The sequence below is a fragment of the Paenibacillus sp. FSL H3-0302 genome (genome assembly GCF_037982245.1).
GTDB lineage: Bacteria > Bacillota > Bacilli > Paenibacillales > Paenibacillaceae > Paenibacillus_AQ > Paenibacillus_AQ odorifer.
In genome coordinates this window covers 4,360,992-4,381,225 of record NZ_CP150284.1, presented here as the reverse complement: position 1 = coordinate 4,381,225, position 20,234 = coordinate 4,360,992, and the positions used below count along the sequence as shown (strand labels likewise).

Genomic DNA, 20,234 nt, shown 5'->3' with positions numbered 1-20,234 from the left:
AAGTCAAATATTTTTTATAATTATGGGGACTCTTAAAATCAACATAGATTCGGGGGCTTGTATGTATACGATCAGCGATGTAGCCAAATTACTAGGGATTACCGCATATACACTGAGATATTATGAAAAGGAAAAGATTATTGCTCCGATGCGGAATGCGAATGGAGAAAGAATATATGATGACTCCAATCTTGCTTGGCTGCGATTTGTGATGAGGTTGAAACAAACCCAAATGCCGATCTCACAAATTAGAGAATATGCGCAGTTATATTTAGAAGGAGAGCATACGGCCCAAGCCCGCTTGAACCTTCTTGAGAATCATAGTAACTCTATACAGAGCCAAATCAGAAACTTAACAGCCACAGAGAAGATGTTGAAAGACAAAATTGCAGCCTACAAAAATTCCCTTGCGAAAGAGACAGGCATTTACTAAGCAGGCGACATTAAAGTATGCCAATGATTAAGATAATTGTGAGATCAAAAAAAGGGCCCTCACGATTCATTGATAGACGCTAGTTCCGCACGTATGTTTGCGGATCAGCGTCTTTTGCTTTTGGGCTAGGCTCCGGCAAAATAGCCGTATGCCTCGCTATTCGCATCCTCGTCTCATTCGGCAACACCTTATTGACAGCGCTAGACGTATTCGTTATTGTGTTTAGAAACATGATTCAATTGAGAATGATTATCTCTTGAGAATTTAAAGGGAGTTTGCGAATCAGTTATGGATGTTCTGAAACTTATACAAATATGGAACCAGGTGATTATGAGTGTACTGGACGTACGGCTAAAGCAGGCCGGAATCGACAACGATTTGAATCAATACCGTTTGCCGGCAAGCGCATTTTTATTCGCTTTTCAAGGACAAGGCGAGTTGTGGGTTGACGATGAGGTATGGCTGTGCGATCGTTTCCATGTACTGCACGCCGGCAAAGGCTCTCTGGTGACGGTTCGGAGCCGAGAAGCGCTGAATGTATATATCGTACTCTACAAAGCGTTTCTCCCCGCTTCGGCCTCGCGCGAATTTCATATGATGATGGAGGAATCCGACCCGTTTCTGGAAAGCTGGGGGTTCCCGCCTGGCGAACCGCTGGCCATGCTTGAGCTGCTTCAAACGATACGCGACGGTTGGCTTAAATCTGACGACGGATTGACCCGGCTGTCGGCCAAGGGAGACTTTATCCGCTTCGTTCACGCTGTCCTGAGGGAGCGTCTGTTCGGAGCCGGCGAGCCATCTTTATCGGAGCAAGTTATTCGACATTTGTCCAGGAATTATCGCCAGCCGATCTCGTTTGAGGAGCTTGCTCGGCAATTGAATTACAGCCAACAATATATATCGCGAAAATTTAAAGAACAGACAGGGCTCAGTCCGCTGGACTACGTCATTCGTTTCCGAATGGAAGATGCGAAGGCTCTGCTGGCCGGTACGATAGCAACACAACAGGAAATAGCATCACATGTCGGTTATCCGGACCTCATTTATTTCAGCCGCATGTTCAAAAAGCATGCCGGCATGACGCCAGGTCAATATCGTAAACGATACGGCCAGTTCGTTTCAGATTATGCAAGGAATAGGTCACAATCGTCCGTTGTTCTAAGCCGGTCATTAAGCTATCCTTTTTATGTGAGTGATATTGATTATCAATTTCAACAGGATGGGGCGAATAAAATGACTAGAGCAACCCGAAGTTTTTATGCAGTGATGCTGTTATGTTTGACCGTGATGTTAACAGCTTGTGGCGGGTCGGTGAACAACGGAGGTGCAACGAACAGCCAGGTTGCCGTCAGCGCTTCTCCAACCATGATCACTCAAGAGTCAGAGGTTTTGGCATCTTCTGAGATCAAGGTAGTCAAGACCGCTTTCGGCGATGTCGAAGTTCCTGCACACCCTCAGCGCGTAGCGGCAATTTCTTATCTCGGCACCGTACTTGCTCTGGAAGTCCAGCCGATCGCAGCCGAATCGTTCTTGATGTCGAGTCCTTATCTCGAGGGAATGCTGGACGTCGTGACGGATGTAGGCGACTCGTTAGAGAAGCTGCTGGAACTCAATCCGGATTTAATCATAACGCATAATCCACAGCCTGAGGTAGTCGAGAAATATCAGATGATCGCACCTACGGTATCGGTTCCTTACAATCAGTTTGTATCCATTCAGGAAGAAATGCTGTATTTTGGCGAGTTGCTGGATAGACGTGAGGAAGCGGAGAAATGGAACGAACAATTCGAGAAGGAAATTGCAGACATTCGGGAGAAAGTCCAACAAGCCGTTCCCAAAGGAGAGACGCTTTCGATTATGCAAGAGTACGATGGAAACGTGAGCCTTTTTGGTCCGAAATCGGGACGAGGCGGCCGGCTGATGTATGAAATAATGGGGCTGAAGCCGCCGACGACGGTTCCAGAATTTATGCTGAAGGAATCCTACTATGAATTTTCGCTGGAGAAACTTTCGGAGTACATGGGTGATTATTTGATTCTGACGACGGAAGCCAGCTTGGAATCGCTGCAGGCTGATCCAATCTGGGGGTCGCTAGAGCCGATTCGCAACAATCGGGTATTTTTATGGACGGAGAACCAATCCTGGTACCGCGACCCAATCGCCGTGAAAAGACAAATCAACGATTTGACCGACTGGATCATCGAGGCAGCGAGTCGGTAACTGCCTAGAGTAAGGATTGATCGAACGGTAATATAAAATCAGAACTTGCCGTTACAGCCAGCGCGCTGATCCTTACCATAAGTGACGACGAAAAAATTTTGTTTTGGAAAGATGAAGAGTGTTGTGGGGGTGCGGAATAGCTCGACAGAGGGTGTCCTAAACGTCATAAAATGGCAGAGGGATACCCTCCTTTTTTTAAGAGCGGAGTGGGGAAGGGACTAGAGATTGTGCTGAACGGTCAAGTTTATAATTCTTTTTGTGCAAAGGTTATTTCTAAAATCCAGGTGAAAAGTAGGTAGACTCAGGACAAGCGATCACTATAATGGAAATATGAGACATTCACAGAACCGATCAATAGGATATAAATAAGAATCCGGCTGATTAAAAAAGCGATTAGAGGAGGCCATTTCGTGGGAAGATCATTTGCAAATTTGCATATCAAGTCGAATAACCTTGAGAAGACTGTCGAAGCATTAAGAGAGCTAAGCGAAGCGCATGCCAAAGTATTAGGCAAGAAAAATCATGAAGCTCCAGAGAGCAAAGTTGTCATGTATGTAAGCAAAAGCAACGAAAACTGGATCAGCGTGCTCCACGATTATTTTGTATGGGGTACGGTGAAGAAGGCCGGTAAAACGTTGTCCCAGCTTACCGGGGAGCCAGTGATGACCGCCGGATATATGAATGAGGAGATATTCGAGTTGTCGTTGTTCGAGAATGGAGACATTCAAGCCGAAAAGATCTTTTGTGAGCAGTGGACGAGGGATGAATATGAACAACTCCGGGAAGAGCGTCTCAATGATGATTACTTGCGAAAAGCGTTGGATATCCGTAATGAGAATTTTGACGGCTTCATTGGCATTACGAGTCCGGGACAAGCCGTAGATAAGCTGTCAGAAATCGTAAGCATGTCTTTATGGAGTGACTGGGAGTGGATCCCGTACGAAGAAGCTCTCAAAAATCGATTTGTGAAATATGAATTTTGAAAATACACGAGTAAATGGCTAAGGACATCTGAGATGACATTTTAATACATGGCGGTGAGCGAAAAGAAATGGATAAATTAAAGAACAGCGGATTTTATAAGCTTAGATTCTTCATCAGGCCGGAAGAGTTTGAAGGCGTTTTGAAGCGTTTTGAACATAAGCAAGCGCAATTTCATCTAATCAATTATGCCCAGACAGAGCATGATCTGAAACAGGTGTATGAAGCATATCAGACCTTTTATCATTATTTTACGGCAGAGAAAAAAAGGAATGAGGGTCCCCCTTTCTTTGTTTATTCCATTTCTGTTACGTCTGATAATGAAAGCTCCGGATTTTTCGCGAGAAATGAGAGTGTCTATTTTCCATATTACGGACAATGGGCAGAGGATGAACTGCCGTGTATCTTGCTATCATTTCCTAAAGGCTTTCAAATAGATTTGGAAGATGAAAAAGGGAAGTATTATATCTATGAGGATATTCGGGATCATAAGCCGTTAACATATACGTTTTTCGATGAAATAACGGGTGCTATTAAAAAAATGACAAAGCCGCTTCGCTTCTCGGCGCATGATGCAGATGCTATGAAGGAGCAAAAGCCTTCTGTGCGTATAAGCCATGGTGCGATTCACGATTTGAGCAAATCGTGGATTTTCAATAAATATGGGCTTGTGATGGGTGGCAAATAGTCCAGGGCAAATTACACCGAGGCATTGGCCAAGCTGGAGAATTCAAAAATTGGGGATTGATATGTTGCACTCTCTAAAATTTCAGTATTATCTTGGATAAAAAAGCTGCTCAACCTGCAATATTTTAAAGAATTCTCTATCTGGAAGAGTTGCATGTTGGGGGCAGCAGGAGGAGTATTTATGTACATCGTATCTCGGCCAAAACCGCTGTCTGATGGTCAAAACCAAGCACTTGCAAAGGAAGACGCCACTGTTTATCCACCGGGCTACCTCCGTTTTTTGCGGCGATTCGGCGAAGGGACTTACAGAGGGTGGCTGAATGTTCAGTTTCCGGATGCGGAGGTGCTTAAACCTTTTGCAGAGTACGGATTATGGGAGCATGACGAGAATAGCCCCATTACTGAGCAACAGATCGGTGAGTGTATCGTTATAGGTACAACGGTGGACGGAGATTTTCTGGCAATACATCCCCAGACAGCTGGGCTGCTTTGGCTACCTCGGCATGCGGAGCACGTAAAGGCGATTTCCCTGCAGGCAGGGGAGCAGGAAGACGAAGGGTTGTACGCCTTGGTGCTGGACGAAATTTATCGTCAGGTGTATGGAATCAGTCAAGGGGAGAGCGTCTATTATGAACCGTGGACGGGCACTCGCAGCCATCGCTTTTTGCGTTTGCCACAAGGGCAGGACCAGCTTACGCTACCCGAACTGGCTGGATTGTGCCAACATGAATTTCCGCCGGATTTGTTTATTGAGAATGCCTATGCTTGTTTCCTGTTCTACCGGCAGCTGGGAGGCTATGTACGGTTGAATTATGCCTACCAGCAAGAGGTGGCCATTTTCTATGAACAGGATATGGGGCAGGCGTTTGCCGTAATGGAGCAGTGGCTCTTGTCGAAAGGCTGCGAAGCGATTTCAGAAAATAACAGCTGATCTGGGTGCTCCGTAAGTCTGGGAGAGGGAGGTATGCATGAAACTAGTTTTTACTTTGGATACACATGGAACGTGTGTGGGTCAATTGAGAGATGAACTGCTGCCCTTAGAGGAATTAGCAAATACATGGGAGTTTCCCTATGATATCTTTTTTGTGTTGCGTGTTTTACCTGAAGGTTATGGTCGAAAAACATCCAGACGGTTTGATAGCAGGGATCATACCCTCGAATTAGATATCAGCATAAGTTATGAACAGTACCAACGGATGTCCAAGCATGAGCAACGTGAGGGATTAGGTATTCACCTTTTTAACTATTTGTCAGAGTCAGTTGCTAAATATAATAAGCATGCAGTTAAGGAAAACCAAAATCAACTACTGGACCTAGTGAAAAAATGGATGCTCGAAAACAATTGGCTAAATGGAAAGTTAAATCAAGCACGGGACCTACTTTCGCAAGACATGGATCTTTATGAAGTCAGCCAGAAATTGCAGATGCCATTAGAAGAGATTGAGTATATCCTTCTCCGTATGAATGACTATGAGCCAACTGATGTTCATCCTGATAACCTTGTAGTAGAAAAAGCACCGCCATATCATTTCTAGAAGGCTGGAGCAAATAGAAGACATCCTGCCTGAACGGATCCACTAACGGAAAGGAGGAAGCCGATGCAAGAAATAGAGAGGCTGGCGATAGAGATCGCCGATGCTGCTAGAACGTCTTTTCGCGCTCTTTTTGAAAATGGCGAACGTTACTATTACTGTACCCTTTACACTACTGGTGAGGGACATGCGCCAAGTATCTCCGCCTGGTCGTGGGAAGCTTTGGAGGTAGAAGCAGCCAGGCAAGGCGTCGAAAGTGACACACCGGCATCGACGATTGCGGAACTTATCAAATGGTCTTATGCGGATTCGCCCTATTGTTGTTTCGGCGATGAGAACTTTGATAATGTTAAACAACGATTTACCGAGCGTTCTTTCATTGCGGTTCTTGAGAATGACGAAGGGAATCGCGAGTTTGATTTGAGGCTGAAGGCCATGGAGCTGGCGATGAAAATACTCGATGATGAAGGTGTGTTTGCCTTGAATCAACTGCGAGAGTCAGTATGCGTCCTTGTCGAAGTCATGCCTCCGGATGAGATCAATACTGAAATCGCCCTCCGTTTGAATCGGGCAGAATCTCCAGCTATGCAAGTATGGTTGGCGGAAGCGGCGGAGTAGAAGCCTCCGCTTTCGGAAATCGTCTACTATATTCGGATTTAAAATGAGAGGAAAATAATTTATGAGCAATCTTTTCAGATTCATTCCTATTAGCCAACTAGCAGATAAATTTCCCGAAGGATCTTGGTGGGCGAAGTTTTACCAAGATTTTAGTGACGAGCAACTTGCCGCTTACTATGAAGGGGATTTGACGCTGCCTTCTCTTAATCTAGATTGGGAGCAACCTTTCCCGCAACAAAAAGAGGTAATCATCATTTTTATAGAAGGAAATTTTACTGTAGACAATCTTTATAATAAAGAAACGGATGGTGCCATAGGGCTTTTGGTGACCGGTAATATGAGTGCGAAAAATATAGCTGTAGGCGGTCAGGAAATTTATGTTTCGGGCAACCTGATGATTGAGGAAATATTATGCGGCTCCTACAATCATGGGGAAACGATTGTTAAAGGTGATCTCAGCGCTGCGGTTTTGGTTCAGGATGACGAGTACAGTTTCAAAGTGGACGGACATAAATCGATCGCCTGCTTAGTAAATGTGTGGGAGGGGGACGGCGTATTTCAGGAGCTTCCGGTAGACATTCATGAAGTGTTGATTGATGAAGTTTTTTTGGATATGGAAGAGGATGAGGAGGACTTTTCCTTTGGCACACTGGTGAACGTAATTAAAGAAGGCCGTTCTGCTCTAAAAAAAATAAAGGAATCCCCCGCTAGCAAGAAAGCTGTTCATTTATATTTCACCCATAACACAATCAATGAAGAAAATATATTGAAGTTGACGCAGTGTATTTTAATGCCAAGTGACAAGCCTTCTTTTAATTTTCGGGAGCAAGACGTTTTTTTCAAAGTTCAACTGGAGCATATTGATGCTGACGGGGATGAGCGGGATCTTAGCGTTTATATGAATGATAACCGGCATCACTATTATATTTGGCTGGAGCAAGATCATTCTGTCGGTTTGTTGAAGAGAACCATAGAAGAAGGGTCTGAGTGGGAGGACATTACAGAAGAGTCTCAGGAACAACTAGCAGAGATTAGCGATTGCTGGACGATGTTGCTGACCTGCGTTAATATGGCTGAGCTTTATTTACGAAACATTGAGGTACAGTATGTGCAAGACATTTTGCAACACACTGTAATTCGGGAATTATATTCGGAAGTGGAGGATAATGGCGGGTTCTGGGACGGCTCTAAATGTTACAGCTTCCGTCAAACGCATACGGACGAGGACGGAGACCTCCTACATGGTCGGATTGAAATCAGGACTCCAGATGAAGCGTATTATTTTTATACAGTGGACAATGGAACTTATGTTTCCCGGCATTATCAGCCGCCCGATCAATATGGCAAGCAGGACATGTCCTATTTGGATCTTAGGCGCTGGGAAGCATCAGAGCGGTATTTTACAAGATTCAAACAATTTATTACTGAGAAGATAGAGTCAGGTGTGAATGGTTAGATCTTGATATGCATTAGAGGAAAGGATGATAGAAATGCCAAATGATAGCCAAGCTGGTCCTTCAGCTGGTTCTGTTAGAGAAGTTGGTAGTTATCCTATCAACCTGACAGGTCCACGTAGTCATACTCTTGTCCTTAAGCCCGGTGTGGGCAGTCTATCCATGGGTCCGTCGCAATTGGGGAAAAAGGTTGACCTTCATGTCGCGTCTGATGCGCCTATCGATTGGACCGTATTCGATGTCTTTGCCACACCGGCTGGCTCTCCCTGGCCGCGATTTCTGCATTATACAGGCAGTGATTCAGGCTTCTTTGACTGGGCACAGAAACGTCCCATTGAAGAGATGACATGGACTCCGATCCTGTCTGCAGACACGGTGGCGGACGCCAGTCAGTCCAATTTGCATGGCTTGCATGTCGAGTTGGAACCATCCGGGAGGTCCCTTAGCCTAATACTTCCGAAGCAGCCTTTCCGCCTGAGTGTGTCCGGCGATCTATCACGCTTCTCGGCCACAGGCGAAATGCCATCTTCTCTTACACTAGCACCGCGCACCGGCCGACGTAAGAATGATCCCCCTTTTTTGCTGCCCGATATGGGGGAGCTGCACCAGGTAACGAGCTTGACGCTACATAACGCACCGCTGGGACAGCCCATCTCGCTAGAGTGTCTAAACCGGTACCCAAACCTTAAATCACTGAGTTTGTGGGGAAACTTCTGCGACCTGAATTTATTAGCTCATCATACCCAGTTAACGAATCTGGAGCTGCGCTTCATGCCTGATCTGGGGGACTTGCCGACCTTGAACGCGTGGCCGTTGCTTGACAGATTCATCGCCTACAATGTCGAAGAAAGCGCTGGCAAGCGTATAAAAAAGCAAATGAAAACCCGCGCTGAAACCCGTCCTTGGACCGACCATGCTTCAGTGAGCCAATTACGAAAGCCAGAGTGGTGGACGACCGAGTTTGGCCGCCCATTCTCCTCCTGGGCTAAACGTCTAGCCAAGCTGGCTAATGAAGCTTACAACGTTGCACAGGTAACCTTGTCCGAAGCCCGTAGCTTTGCTGAAGCCGAGGCCGCCATTACCGCTTTCACCGTGCGCTTCAACAATCTTAAGGGCATCGAAACCACCGAACGAGAAGACCTTGGTGAAGCGGTATGGCAACTTAGCCAGTCTGACCACCTGATTGGCCAGCCTATCACAGAGGAGATGGCTCAACGCTGGTTCGATGCAGCGCGCGATTACTAAATGAATTGAAAGTCACACCCCTAGAATAGAAATCGGAATGACCCAGAGGTTTGTCCAATGTCTATTCTAAGGGGTGCACTTCACTATACTGACGGGGTTTTGTTATACGATCATCCCCATTTCTCGGAGTCTATCTTTAATTTTCTTTAAACGAGCTTCTTTTTCGGTGTCTTCAGTTAATACCTCTACAGATGTTTCGTTATACTTCTTAATGATCCTCTTTAAAGTTAATTCTTTCATTTCCTTTTTACTGTGGATGGTAACATGAGGGACAGCTGTATAGGTTTCTATAGTCTTGGGATCTGCAGAAATTCGTTCTAGTAAACTAAGTAGAAGCACCAGTCTTTGCTGGCCCAACCTCGGAACTTGGTATAGTTTTTTCCATGTGGAATCTAATAGATGTTCAAGATCTGTATATCCCTTCGAGTATAGAGCATTTATGAGGCCTGTTAAATTTGGACCCCGTTCTTCTGCATGCGCCACAGCAACAATACAAGCAATATTCTTAGAATAAAGATGCGCCGGAAGTGGAAAAAAATGTATTAATGCCGCATTTCCGTCGATGATGTCAATCATGATGATATACCTCCATTAAAATATGTGTTCACTATACACGTTTAGTATTCTGGCAAGGTCTGAGTCAGCAGGGTGAATTTTCCTGACTTGTCCAATCGATTGATACACTCTGCATTATTAAACCCCAAGCTACTGATCATTTTCTGAACACCAGCAAAACCCGTTACATAAGATCGTAGAATATGTAGGAGATATGATTCGCTGCGCTTCATAATCATTGCTAAGTAATGATATGATATAGGTATCAATTTTGTGGGGTGCACTGATATGGATTTCCGAATCAAAGAACTAGTTAATGCTACACAGCAAACCTATGGACTGGACAACTACTATTTACATACAAATGAAATTTATCGTGAAGTTACGATGCTGGGAGAAACCGACTATTTGCTTAGTATGGAATGGTTTCCTTCTCACATTAAGGAATGGAAGGAAGATTATAATCCGGAAGGAACTGCAGTCATTACGCTTGACTTGCTATCCAATAACTATAAAAGTGTTATTTTTGTTGGAGGGAAATCTTATGCAAATCGAACACCGTTCCAAAACATTGAATTAAACGGCGTTATTCAGTGGATGGAAGCTGAAGTAGGGCTTGAATATGGTAAACAATTCTACCTATTGAAGGAAGAAAGAGGAGAATATTATTTTGCCGAATGTATAGACGGTATACCTATCTCTCCCGGCGGGCGAATGGAGTTACGCTTCGATGGGGAAGGTAGGATTATTTTTTATAGTGTCTATGGCCAGTTTCCTTCCAGCTCCCTTGTGCAAAAAGAGGATTATTCTCTCACGCTTCAAGCGGTAGAGCTACTGGCTAAAAACCAACTACAGCTTATAGAATATCCAGTGTACGAGATGAAGCATCTCCTGCCGATCTATGGGATAGAAGAAATCTACATTACAAATGATGGAACAACCACAATTCCATTTGAGATGATATCAGGAACGAGAGCACGACTGAGTATTGATCAAGTAATGCAGTGGGAGCAAGCGGACACGAAACAGTTCGCAAGGACGGAGATCCGTCTGCAAGAAGTGGTTACAATCGAACAGGCAATAGCACGTGAGCCGCATCCAGATTCATTTTCAATCACAGACATAGAACAAGCCCAATGTATAACCGCAGTCGAAATTGGTTTAAGCCAGCTCTATCCGGAAGAATCCGGACAATGGATATTGAAGACTTTACATCGGGAAAGAGGACATATTCAAGCGACATTGAGGAAGAATGTGTCAAGTAATCGTATGTTTCAGCGTAAGCTCCTTCTGTTCATCGATACGAACAATTATAAGGTTATAAATTATATGGATAACAAGCTAATGCTCGATACATTTGATGAATTCAAGAGTGAAGGGAAAATTGCTGTGAGCCATGACGAAGCTTATGATAAGCTCAAGGGATGGTTCGAATTAACACCCGTATATGTGTATGATCCTGGGCAGAAGAGGTATGTGCTGTGCGGAAAGCTGGATTGTGATTATGCCGTGAAGGCCACCAGCGGAGATGTGGTAGAGTTGGGTAGTTTGGAATGATAGTGAAACCAGATTGATTTAGTCAAAAAGATAACATCCGAAACTCATGTCCAAGAGACATGGGTTTTTCTTTATGTAGTTGGATTTTCTTGCAGAAGTTGTCTAATTTAAGACCTACTAAATTTTGTCCTTTTTTTAGGTCAGAAAGTTTTTTTAACTAGATGCCAAAAATTTAGATTTACACGCAGAGAAATTCCGGTGAATAGCGTCAAATAGAAGTAGACGTTAGGAAAAAAGAAAGTTTCGTTAGGTACAATGGATGAAATGAGAGACAATAACCGGTTTAAGGATGGTGAAAAAGTTGGGTTTCAAAATACGTAAAAACACGGTGCAGTCCGTCTGGATGATGTGGGAAAAAACTTTTGCGTTGCTTTCACATTTTCGCGGATCACATAAGTCACGCTTTGGTATATGTACCGTGATGCTAAAAAAGCACCGGGGACAGCCTATTGTATGCCAAGACGCCACGGTCATCAATCAGGGAGAGTGGGTGGGAGAACTCCACCTCGACAATGAAAGAATCCTGAAGTTGATCCGGTCCGAAGGATCGGATCGTGCCGCACTGCAAACGGCTCGCATGCTGCGCAAATCAATGCAGCAAATCAATGAAGCGTTCGAATCGCAGTCGGAGTTCAGGCAGGTCAAGGCTTTATTGGGGATTACACTGCTCCATCGGGGATTAACGCACGGTCTTGGTTTTGAACAACAAAATATAAAGTCCGGCGTTTTCGAACGCATCACCACCATCTATCTTCGATTGCTGCTGTCTGCCATGCATCCTGAAGGGAGACAAAGAATCAATCGGCGAACAGAGCAACTGGTCCCGATGTTACTGATCCATTCACGCGCCTCACTGAAAAATCGATTTTCACCCGGACAGAACTACTCTGGATAGGTCTTATGCTTGTTATAAGGAGGTGTAATCATACTTACATATCTGATAGGAGGAATACTATGTGCCGCTACTCTTTACATGTTTATTCCAAGTTTGATTACGCGAGTGAGCGGCTTTGGTGTTTTTCGCAAAGGAACGGTAGAAAAACAGGTGGCATTCACTTTTGATGATGGGCCACATCCGAAATATACGCCGGAATTGCTGGATTTATTGAAGTTACATCAAGTGAAGGCTACTTTTTTCGTGCTTGGATCGCGAGCGGAGCAGTATCCAGATCTGATCAGAAGGATGGATCGGGAAGGCCATCAGATTGGCATCCATAATTACTGCCATACCTCTAATTGGCTGATGCTGCCCAGTACAATTAGGCGAGAACATCTGGAACGCTCCGCTGATATTATAGAGTCTATTGTCGGAATCAGACCCAATCATTACCGTCCACCCTGGGGATTAATCAATCTATTTGATTTCTTTCGGCACAAGCAGTATCGAATTGTTCTATGGTCGCTGAAGGCGAGTGACTGGAACATCCGGGCCTGTCAAACCCGGATGCAGGCCATTTTATTAGGTGGAATCACCGATGGCTCCGTTGTTTTACTTCACGACAGCGGAGAGACTGCGGGCGCGGACCGGCATGCTCCTTATTTTATGCTGCAAGCTTTAGAAGAAGTGCTAAACCAACTACAGGCAAGAAACTTGCAATTTGTTAGGCTTGATGAAATGTCTTGACGTATTCCAGTGATTTGTTATTAAGACTTAAATTGTTTGCGGAAGCAGAGCGGCGAGATGCCCATTATTAATTTGAAGGTTCGTCCAAAGTGGGAGGTGTTATCGAACCCAACCATTCCCGCAATTTCAGTAACATTAAAAGAAGAGCCAACCAGCAAATCACGCGCTTTTTTAATGCGGATGTTATTGATATATTCAATGAAGCTGAACCCGGTGGATTCTTTAAAAGTGCGGCAAAGGTAGGAAGAGCTTATGTCGAATTGCCGTGAAATCTCACAGAGCTTGAGCGGTTCCATATAATGTTGATTTACATAATTAACGATGTCCAGGACTTTCTTATGTGTACGATTGGATTCTACAAATGAAGCTACGCGGCTGTCAAATAGTTTACGATTAAGATAGAGGAGCAGCTCCACCAATAATATTTGTTGGTACTGTTCATATCCGCGGGCTTGCTTCTTCCCCTCCTGGATCATTTTCTGAAAAAGCTGTTCGATGAAATATTGATCCATCCCGGTCATCTTCAAAGCACGGTAATCACTTTTGAACAATTCGAGCAGTTCCTCACATTGACTGCCGGTGCAGAAATGCTGCAGGAATTCTTTTTTAAACAGGAGTGTAACCCGTTCATACATATTGCAGCCGGAATTGACCAGTTTGTGCATTTCGTGAATATCCATAAATAGTAGTGTTCCGCCCGCAACCTGGTAAGTTCTGTCCCCTATAAAATAATAAAAATCCCCGGATATTAAATACAGAATCTCATATGCATCATGATAGTGTCTTGAAGGCATGCTGGTGTATACCTGTTTCTTGCGGCTGATGTCAAAAAGAGTAGACTCATAAAATACCGGTTTCATTCAGCACCTCCTAAGAGGATTGTAGACTTAATCTATGGTTTGTAGCAACATATGTATAAAAATTAATATTTACAAGAAAATACGTGCTGTTTGGACAAAGTTTTTGAGATAAGCTTAAATTGAATTACCAAGTGTTGGAAAAAGGAGGGCTGTCATGCTCAGATAGGTTAGGGATAAGGTTCACTGCCACTAAAAGTTAAAGCGCTTAAACTATTCAATTAAAGGAGAGATTGCGGTGCTAAATTCAACGAAGAGTAAGGTTTCCAAGAAGATGAAATTTTCATTGATGATTCTGCTCAGTTTTTCAATGATTTTTTCTTATGGCTGTCTGTCCAAAACATCTCAACAGAAAAGTTATGCGGCAGGGAACCCTGATTCTAATTTCTCACCGGCAACACTTCAATTCTTGCGTGACAACACAGGTCTGGATGGTGAGCAGTGGAACAATATTATGATGCTTGTCAACAAACCGGAGCAGGACGATCTGAACTGGATCAATTTTTACGGATATTGTGAAGATATTGATGATGACCGCGGGTATACGATTGGAATATTCGGTGCGACTACAGGCGGCTCAAATGATACCGGTCCCGACGGTCCGGATCTGTTCAAGGCATATGACGCTGCCAAAGGCGCGAGTAATCCTTCGGTTAAAGGCGCATTGGCCCGGATCGGTGTTAAGGGTTCGATGAAAGGGAAGATCCTCGAAATCAATGAAAGCGAAGAGAGCTTTTGTAGAAAAATCGGCAATTTGCAAAATGATCCCGAGTGGAGAGAGGCTATGTGGAAAACGTTCTACAATATCTATATTAAATACAGTGTGGAGCAGGCCCGCAAACGCGGCTTTAACTCGGCATTAACTATTGGTTCCTTCGTGGATGCAGCGCTGAACCATGGAGCTACCGGCGGCTCCGAGACCCTTCAAGGGCTTTTGGGTAAATCCGGAAGCAGCACGGATGAGAAGACTTTTATGACCAAATTTTATAAAGAACGGACCAAGATTGTGGATACTAATGAGTACAACTCTCCGCCTAACGGCAAGAACCGTGTGAAGCAGTGGAGCAATTTGCTGAACATGGGAGAGACAGACCTGAAGGGTGCAGATTCAGCAATCCTTCAAGTCACCGACTGGGAACTCCAATAACAGGAAGGTAAGGGTAGCAGAACCGCCGTTCTTCTCGGAGGCGGCGGTTCGATGATAAGTGAGATTAAGGAAGAGGGAGATGGGCTGAATGGATAACAACCAATCTTATCTCAAAAATAGATTTTACAAGGTAATCAGTCTAATGGTTATAGGTTTGCTGCTTGCCATGGAGTTGACTGGTTTTGTCTCAGCAGGGAGGGAAGAAATTGAGGAAGACCTTGTAAATGAAGCAACTGCAGTTCAGGAAACGATTGCCCAGTGGATTTTTAAAGACAAAGGCGAAAACGGTGTATTTCCGGCTACCGGCGGGGTATATCAGACGTCTTCATCCATTCGTGATGTAGGAACTAATACGGATGCGTACACCTATGAGTCAAGTGAGAACAGCGTACGCAACCAGGGCTGGCATGAAGGAACGGGCCTAAAATACTGGCTTGCCACGCTTTCTACCCAAGGCTTCGAAGGGATCTTCCTCTCTTCACAGCAAACCTCTTCAAGTACAGGACCTAGGGATTTCAAGGTGCAATACAGTAAAGATCAACAGGAATGGATAGATGTTACGGGCGGCAACCTTGTTCTAGCCCAGAACAATTTTAATTGTTCCAATAATTCCTGCAAATTAACTAACCTCGCTTTGCCTGCCGGAACAAACAATCAAGATGTACTCTATATCCGCTGGGTGGTAAACTCTGCGAAAAGCGTAAGCGGGGGAACGGTGTCCAGCTCAGGCTCAAGCAGAATCAAAGATGTGATAATTAAAGGAACACGCAGCAGCGGCGAACCTGGGGACACTCCCACACTTGAGGTAAGCAAAACTCCCGCTTCAGGGGCTGCAGATGTTCCCCTTAACGCAGAGATCACCGTGAAGTTTAACAAAGCCATCAGTCTCGACAGTAGTTATCAAGTTGTAATCACAGAAAACAATCTTCCTCTTACCAACATTTCTGCTTCACTCCTCGGTCAAGACACAGTCAAAGTCAGCCACCCTAATTTCACTGCCGGCAAAACTTACAACGTGACCGTCCCTAAAGAGCTTGTTAAGGGGACTACGGATGGCCGTACACCTGAGAACGATATTACCTGGAGCTTTAAGACGAAGTCTCCGGATACCGGCATCAAAACTCCAACGCTGCTGAACATGACTTTTAATGGAGACCCGAAGACAAGTATTGCCTTTGACTGGTATACAGCTGAAACCGTCAGAGGTACAGTAGTGCAAGTAGTGGAGGCCGCCAATGTGGGAGGAAGCGAGTTCCCGGAACAACTGGCAGCTTCTTATGAGGGCAGCGCAACAGTTATTGAAACCTTAATGACATCAGGAGACAGAAGCTCCAAAAAGTATAAAAAGTTCGCCAGCCACAAGGTTATTGCAAGCGGTCTTAAGCCTGGAACTAAGTATATCTACCGGGCCGGTAACGGTGATGCGGACGGCTGGAGCGAGGCGGGTTCTTTTACCACGGACAAGGCGGATAATCAGGATTTCCATTTCCTCTATGTAACCGACACCCAAGGCTCAAGTAAATCGAATTTCGATCTGTGGCAGGATACTTTTAAGAAAGCTATTGAGAAAACGGTAGATCCCAAGTTTGTTCTTCTTACAGGGGATCTAACGGATGACGGTGATCTGGAGCAGCTGTGGCAGTGGTTCTTAGGTGTGCCGAAAAAAGAATTTGCCAATGTGCCATTTGCACCGATTATCGGCAACCATGAGATAGAGGATTATCCGAATAACAACTTCTATAACCATTTTAATCTTCCAAAAGATGTCGGGACGGGCGCTCATGACGGGTCGGTATATGCTTTCGAATACGGCGATGCCCTGTTTATGCAGATCAATTCCCAGTACGAAGGGGAGGTCAAGCCGTATAAAGCGGATATTCAGTTCACGAAGCAATTGGAATGGATGCGGAATCAAGTGGCAAAGACCGACAAGAAGTGGAAATTCGTCTCGATGCATAAGGGAGCGTATTCTTCAGGGGATAATGCTTCAGCAGAAAGCGACCGGGTAGAATTTTACCGGAAATATCTAATTCCTGTATTTGATGAGCTGGGTGTGGATATGGTGTTTGAGGGACATGACCATATGTATATGAGGTCTTTTCAAATGCTGAACAACGTTCCGATTAAGAATGTTATTACCGATGAGCAAGGAAATGTGCTGAATCCCAAAGGGACCGTGTATCTGATGGGCAACTCGGCCGCTTCGAAATTTTATGCCATTAATCCAGATGCAGACACTTTTTTTGCAGCAAAAAACGACCAGCCCAATAAGAAAATGTTCGTGGATGTTTCCATTACAAGCGACGTGCTGAAATTCACATCCTACACAGCTGTTAAAGATAAACCTCTTGCCGTCTATGATGCTTACAGTATTAAACGGACTGACGTCAAACCCGGCATTGTAGAAAATCCAAGTGCAGTAAGACAGTCAGGGAACCGTGCAGTTCTTTCGTGGAAAGCGCCAGCAAATAGCTCTGAGCCTGTGCGAGGTTACCGGATTTACGAGAATAATGATAAAGTCAGCACAAATTGGAGCGTGTATGTGCCGACGGTAAGCGGTCAGACGAGTTACAGTTATACATTAAACGGCATAGATTCTGCTAAAGCCTACAATTTCGTGATTAAAGCAGTGGGGACAAGAAATAACTCGCTTCCAGCAGAGGCAGGAATGCAATGAATGGATAGAGGAGGCGTTGACGGAGCTTAGGCATCCGTTAACGTCTTTTTTCATAGTTGTTGAAGCTGTCCATTCCTCCTAGGGTAACTCCTCCAAAAGATAGCTTCACTTTTTACCAGATCATGAGCAGAATCGGCAAGAGGGTTTGGGGTGGGTCCTACGAAACCTAGAATTGGGATGATAAATTTAAGTGCCATCCATACATAGACACCAGGTAAGCCGTGAATCAAAAATACGCAGATCCATGACAGTAAAGCTGCAGCCAACATTGTACTACCTAATAGTTAGATGAATATAACTGGAAAATCACTTCGACTGCTAACCTATCCGAGGCTCGACCCGGTGATTTGGATAATACCACTGTAGGGAAATCTGAAAAACAATCATTTGTACAACTGTATTTGTCTTGTACCGTTCTTTGAAGTTAGTAATAGACTATATCAATCTCAGAGAAGGAGTTGATTTAGTTGGCTAACAGTGATATACGTCTTACTCTTTGGTCGGGTACTAATTTTACCAATCGCCGGATTCGATTCAGACGTGGGGGAGTTGCGGTTCGTGATCTTGGAGCGTTTCGGTTTAACAACGTTCTCTCGAGTTTCCGTCTCAGAAATGTTGTGCAGAGCTCTCAAGTAACGCTTGTACTATTTTCGCGAATTAACTTTCAGGGATCGTTCCGTGTATTCCGTGGCAGCCAAAACGTAGCGAACTTGAATAATTTTAACTTTAACAATGTCACATCTTCGTTGATATTGGTAGGCCGTATCCTTACAAGCTCCGAAATTTCCCAAATTCAAAGCACGGGTAGAGCGCCTCGAGATGTCCTCGTAATAAGACAATAATAATGCAAAGGGTGCCCCTAGGGCGCCCCTTTTTTACAAATATCAGTAGCACAGGTCAAGACAAAATATGCATAGAATTTAATATAAAATAAGAGAATAGGTGCTGCTCCCGCAAACAATCCTCCTTTAAACTAGTAACGTACTTAACAAAATCTGCTAGAGGAGGATTCAAATGCGCAAAAAGGTTACCGGGAGAATTTGCAGTACAGTTATGGTTTGCAGTCTGCTTGCAGCAGGCAACGGAACATCCTACGCCAATAACTCTGATGCTCCTACCAACAAATCGGTCAAAAACGTAATCCTGTTTATTACGGATGGGATGAGCTTATCCGATGTGAACTTGGCCAGATGGTATCAGGGAGGTCAGGCGCTTGCGATGGATAAGTATTTCAGCGGGCTGGTGAGAACCTATTCTACGGATTCACTGACCACAGATTCCGCTGCCGGAGCTACGGCTTATGCCACAGGCCATAAGGTTAAGAGTGAGACGGTATCCATACTTCCAGACCGAATAACGATGCCTTTCGTAAGCGCAGTTAAACCAGAGGACATGAACAAACCTCTGCCTACCCTTATGGATGCAGCGAGAATGGCAGGGAAAAGTACAGGAACGGTATTCACTTGTGAATTAACGGATGCGACACCGGCTACATTTTTAAGTCATGCATACACGCGTGACAATGCGCAGTCTATTGCAGAACAGATGGTCTATAGTGGTGTAGATGTTCTACTTGGGGGCGGTTCCGGGTATTTGGTACCCGGCAAAGAAGACATTAACCGCAAGGACGGAGAAGATTTAACCAAAATCCTGAAATCAAATGGGTATGAATACGTAACGGATAAAGCAGGTTTAATGAATTCTAAAACGAATAAAATCTGGGGACTATTCAACCCCGAAGCACTGGATGCTGATTTTGACCTGAACCCGCAAAAGCAACCGAGCCTTGCCGAAATGACCAATGTAGCGATAGAGAAGTTGTCACAGAACGAGAATGGTTTTATTCTGATGGTCGAAGCAAGCCAGATTGACTGGTATGGTCATGATAACGATCCAGTGGGGATTATGAGTGAGACCTTAGCGTTTGATAAAGCCTTCAAAGCCGCTGTTGATTTTGCAGAAAAGGACGGGAATACAGCAGTCTTATCGGTTTCGGATCATGCTACCGGCGGGCTCAATATGACGAACTATGATTCTACCAAAGATCTAATCTCCGTGCTGAAGAAAGCGAAGCACACCAGTTATTACATTGAAGGCAGTATTAATGAGAGCAATTTCAAAAAGGTCCTTGCGGATAATTATGGACTTAGTGATCTAACCAAAGAAGAAGCGGATCAAGTCAGATTGGGAATGCAGGATAACCTTTCGCCAGTCATCGGTAAAATTTTGGGGGATAAAATAGGTGTAACCTTCTCTACGGATGATCACACATCGGAAGAAGTTGGATTGTTCGCCTACCATCCGGCTAATTTTAAACCGACCGATTTCATGAACAGCGGTGTAATCCAGAATACGGATGTGAATAAGTATATTCAAGAAGTGACCGGACTCAATCTGGCGCAGCTTCAGGATACACTGTACGTATCCAGTGATAAATTCAAGGCCAAAGGAGCTACGATTACCCTAGATAAGACCGATAAGACTAATCCGGTGGTTGTAGTGAAAAAAGCAGGCCAAGTTCTCAAGCTGCCTATAGATAAAAATATCGCCATTCAGGATGGCAAAACAACGAAACTAAATGTGCTGACAGTAATGATTAAAGATAAAGTGTGGATTTCGCAGGATGCTTTGGACTTAATTCTCTAAT

19 protein-coding genes are annotated in these 20,234 nt (G+C 44.4%); 16 read left to right on the top strand and 3 right to left on the bottom strand.

The features are described 5' to 3' along the window. Window positions 1-61: 61 nt before the first annotated feature. The 9 genes from MHH50_RS19425 (at window position 62) to MHH50_RS19385 (ending at window position 9,170) form a co-directional block, all read left to right on the top strand. On the top strand, window positions 62-433 hold the full coding sequence (locus tag MHH50_RS19425; RefSeq protein WP_076182898.1) for a MerR family transcriptional regulator: 372 nt from the start codon (window positions 62-64) through the stop codon (window positions 431-433). Between the two features lie 330 nt (window positions 434-763). Beyond that, on the top strand, window positions 764-2,653 hold the full coding sequence (locus MHH50_RS19420; RefSeq protein ID WP_340033289.1) for an AraC family transcriptional regulator: 1,890 nt from the start codon (window positions 764-766) through the stop codon (window positions 2,651-2,653). Window positions 2,654-3,063: 410 nt separating this feature from the next. Continuing rightward, on the top strand, window positions 3,064-3,636 hold the full coding sequence (locus tag MHH50_RS19415; protein ID WP_076127231.1) for a hypothetical protein: 573 nt from the start codon (window positions 3,064-3,066) through the stop codon (window positions 3,634-3,636). Between the two features lie 68 nt (window positions 3,637-3,704). Next, window positions 3,705-4,322: a hypothetical protein gene (locus MHH50_RS19410; protein WP_076127230.1), complete on the top strand. Its 618-nt coding sequence runs from the start codon at window positions 3,705-3,707 to the stop codon at window positions 4,320-4,322. 180 nt (window positions 4,323-4,502) lie between these two features. Continuing rightward, window positions 4,503-5,252, top strand: a complete 750-nt coding sequence (locus MHH50_RS19405) for a hypothetical protein (protein ID WP_076127228.1) — start codon at window positions 4,503-4,505, stop codon at window positions 5,250-5,252. Between the two features lie 37 nt (window positions 5,253-5,289). Continuing rightward, entirely contained in the window at window positions 5,290-5,856 is a 567-nt protein-coding gene (locus tag MHH50_RS19400; RefSeq protein ID WP_076127226.1) for a hypothetical protein, read from the top strand. Window positions 5,857-5,919: 63 nt separating this feature from the next. Continuing rightward, entirely contained in the window at window positions 5,920-6,471 is a 552-nt protein-coding gene (locus MHH50_RS19395) for a DUF4303 domain-containing protein (RefSeq protein WP_076127224.1), read from the top strand. Window positions 6,472-6,532: 61 nt separating this feature from the next. Beyond that, on the top strand, window positions 6,533-7,927 hold the full coding sequence (locus MHH50_RS19390) for a hypothetical protein (protein WP_076306911.1): 1,395 nt from the start codon (window positions 6,533-6,535) through the stop codon (window positions 7,925-7,927). 34 nt (window positions 7,928-7,961) lie between these two features. Beyond that, the gene (locus tag MHH50_RS19385) at window positions 7,962-9,170 is read left to right on the top strand and encodes a hypothetical protein (RefSeq protein ID WP_076307679.1); all 1,209 of its coding nucleotides are present in this window, start codon (window positions 7,962-7,964) and stop codon (window positions 9,168-9,170) included. A 102-nt stretch (window positions 9,171-9,272) separates the two neighbouring features. Here the strand turns inward: MHH50_RS19385 and MHH50_RS19380 are convergent, their stop codons facing one another. Together MHH50_RS19380 and MHH50_RS19375 are read right to left on the bottom strand one after the other, a co-directional pair. Then, on the bottom strand, window positions 9,273-9,746 hold the full coding sequence (locus MHH50_RS19380; protein ID WP_076281563.1) for a hypothetical protein: 474 nt from the start codon (window positions 9,744-9,746) through the stop codon (window positions 9,273-9,275). A gap of 41 nt (window positions 9,747-9,787) precedes the next feature. Beyond that, complete coding sequence (locus tag MHH50_RS19375; protein WP_175619925.1) at window positions 9,788-9,958, bottom strand: hypothetical protein; 171 nt, start codon at window positions 9,956-9,958, stop codon at window positions 9,788-9,790. A 55-nt stretch (window positions 9,959-10,013) separates the two neighbouring features. Between MHH50_RS19375 and MHH50_RS19370 the strand changes: the two genes are divergently transcribed. The 3 genes from MHH50_RS19370 to MHH50_RS19360 all read left to right on the top strand — a co-directional run bounded on the left by MHH50_RS19370 (window position 10,014) and on the right by MHH50_RS19360 (window position 12,906). Next, complete coding sequence (locus MHH50_RS19370) at window positions 10,014-11,282, top strand: hypothetical protein (RefSeq protein WP_076307680.1); 1,269 nt, start codon at window positions 10,014-10,016, stop codon at window positions 11,280-11,282. Window positions 11,283-11,571: 289 nt separating this feature from the next. Beyond that, window positions 11,572-12,177, top strand: coding sequence for a polysaccharide deacetylase (locus tag MHH50_RS19365; RefSeq protein WP_256716011.1), 606 nt, complete (start codon window positions 11,572-11,574; stop codon window positions 12,175-12,177). Window positions 12,178-12,255: 78 nt separating this feature from the next. Further along, complete coding sequence (locus tag MHH50_RS19360; RefSeq protein ID WP_175618995.1) at window positions 12,256-12,906, top strand: polysaccharide deacetylase family protein; 651 nt, start codon at window positions 12,256-12,258, stop codon at window positions 12,904-12,906. Between the two features lie 20 nt (window positions 12,907-12,926). Here the strand turns inward: MHH50_RS19360 and MHH50_RS19355 are convergent, their stop codons facing one another. Next, on the bottom strand, window positions 12,927-13,766 hold the full coding sequence (locus MHH50_RS19355) for an AraC family transcriptional regulator (RefSeq protein ID WP_076217885.1): 840 nt from the start codon (window positions 13,764-13,766) through the stop codon (window positions 12,927-12,929). 271 nt (window positions 13,767-14,037) lie between these two features. On the opposite strand from MHH50_RS19355, the gene MHH50_RS19350 reads away from it, so the two are divergent. The 4 genes from MHH50_RS19350 (at window position 14,038) to MHH50_RS19335 (ending at window position 20,233) form a co-directional block, all read left to right on the top strand. Then, window positions 14,038-14,910 (top strand): chitosanase, encoded by an 873-nt coding sequence (locus MHH50_RS19350; RefSeq protein ID WP_076127377.1) that lies wholly within the window; start codon window positions 14,038-14,040, stop codon window positions 14,908-14,910. A gap of 88 nt (window positions 14,911-14,998) precedes the next feature. Further along, a complete protein-coding gene (locus MHH50_RS19345) occupies window positions 14,999-17,587 on the top strand; it encodes a metallophosphoesterase (protein ID WP_339187619.1) in 2,589 nt (862 codons plus the stop codon). A 467-nt stretch (window positions 17,588-18,054) separates the two neighbouring features. After that, on the top strand, window positions 18,055-18,429 hold the full coding sequence (locus MHH50_RS19340) for a hypothetical protein (protein ID WP_076182861.1): 375 nt from the start codon (window positions 18,055-18,057) through the stop codon (window positions 18,427-18,429). A 172-nt stretch (window positions 18,430-18,601) separates the two neighbouring features. After that, window positions 18,602-20,233 carry an alkaline phosphatase gene (locus MHH50_RS19335; RefSeq protein WP_076307683.1) on the top strand — a complete coding sequence of 544 codons (1,632 nt, stop codon included), beginning with the start codon at window positions 18,602-18,604 and terminating at the stop codon, window positions 20,231-20,233. The last annotated feature ends 1 nt before the right edge of the window (window position 20,234 follow it).

Coding starts and splice junctions, on each gene's coding strand:
- MHH50_RS19425 (WP_076182898.1), top strand. CDS start 62: ATGTATACGATCAGCGATGTAGCCAAATTACTAGGGATTACCGCATAT.
- MHH50_RS19350 (WP_076127377.1), top strand. CDS start 14,038: ATGAAATTTTCATTGATGATTCTGCTCAGTTTTTCAATGATTTTTTCT.
- MHH50_RS19335 (WP_076307683.1), top strand. CDS start 18,602: ATGCGCAAAAAGGTTACCGGGAGAATTTGCAGTACAGTTATGGTTTGC.
- MHH50_RS19370 (WP_076307680.1), top strand. CDS start 10,014: ATGGATTTCCGAATCAAAGAACTAGTTAATGCTACACAGCAAACCTAT.
- MHH50_RS19365 (WP_256716011.1), top strand. CDS start 11,572: ATGGTGAAAAAGTTGGGTTTCAAAATACGTAAAAACACGGTGCAGTCC.
- MHH50_RS19380 (WP_076281563.1), bottom strand. CDS start 9,746: ATGATTGACATCATCGACGGAAATGCGGCATTAATACATTTTTTTCCA.
- MHH50_RS19405 (WP_076127228.1), top strand. CDS start 4,503: ATGTACATCGTATCTCGGCCAAAACCGCTGTCTGATGGTCAAAACCAA.
- MHH50_RS19360 (WP_175618995.1), top strand. CDS start 12,256: ATGTTTATTCCAAGTTTGATTACGCGAGTGAGCGGCTTTGGTGTTTTT.
- MHH50_RS19375 (WP_175619925.1), bottom strand. CDS start 9,958: ATGAAGCGCAGCGAATCATATCTCCTACATATTCTACGATCTTATGTA.
- MHH50_RS19390 (WP_076306911.1), top strand. CDS start 6,533: ATGAGCAATCTTTTCAGATTCATTCCTATTAGCCAACTAGCAGATAAA.
- MHH50_RS19395 (WP_076127224.1), top strand. CDS start 5,920: ATGCAAGAAATAGAGAGGCTGGCGATAGAGATCGCCGATGCTGCTAGA.
- MHH50_RS19355 (WP_076217885.1), bottom strand. CDS start 13,766: ATGAAACCGGTATTTTATGAGTCTACTCTTTTTGACATCAGCCGCAAG.
- MHH50_RS19385 (WP_076307679.1), top strand. CDS start 7,962: ATGCCAAATGATAGCCAAGCTGGTCCTTCAGCTGGTTCTGTTAGAGAA.
- MHH50_RS19410 (WP_076127230.1), top strand. CDS start 3,705: ATGGATAAATTAAAGAACAGCGGATTTTATAAGCTTAGATTCTTCATC.
- MHH50_RS19345 (WP_339187619.1), top strand. CDS start 14,999: ATGGATAACAACCAATCTTATCTCAAAAATAGATTTTACAAGGTAATC.
- MHH50_RS19420 (WP_340033289.1), top strand. CDS start 764: ATGAGTGTACTGGACGTACGGCTAAAGCAGGCCGGAATCGACAACGAT.
- MHH50_RS19400 (WP_076127226.1), top strand. CDS start 5,290: ATGAAACTAGTTTTTACTTTGGATACACATGGAACGTGTGTGGGTCAA.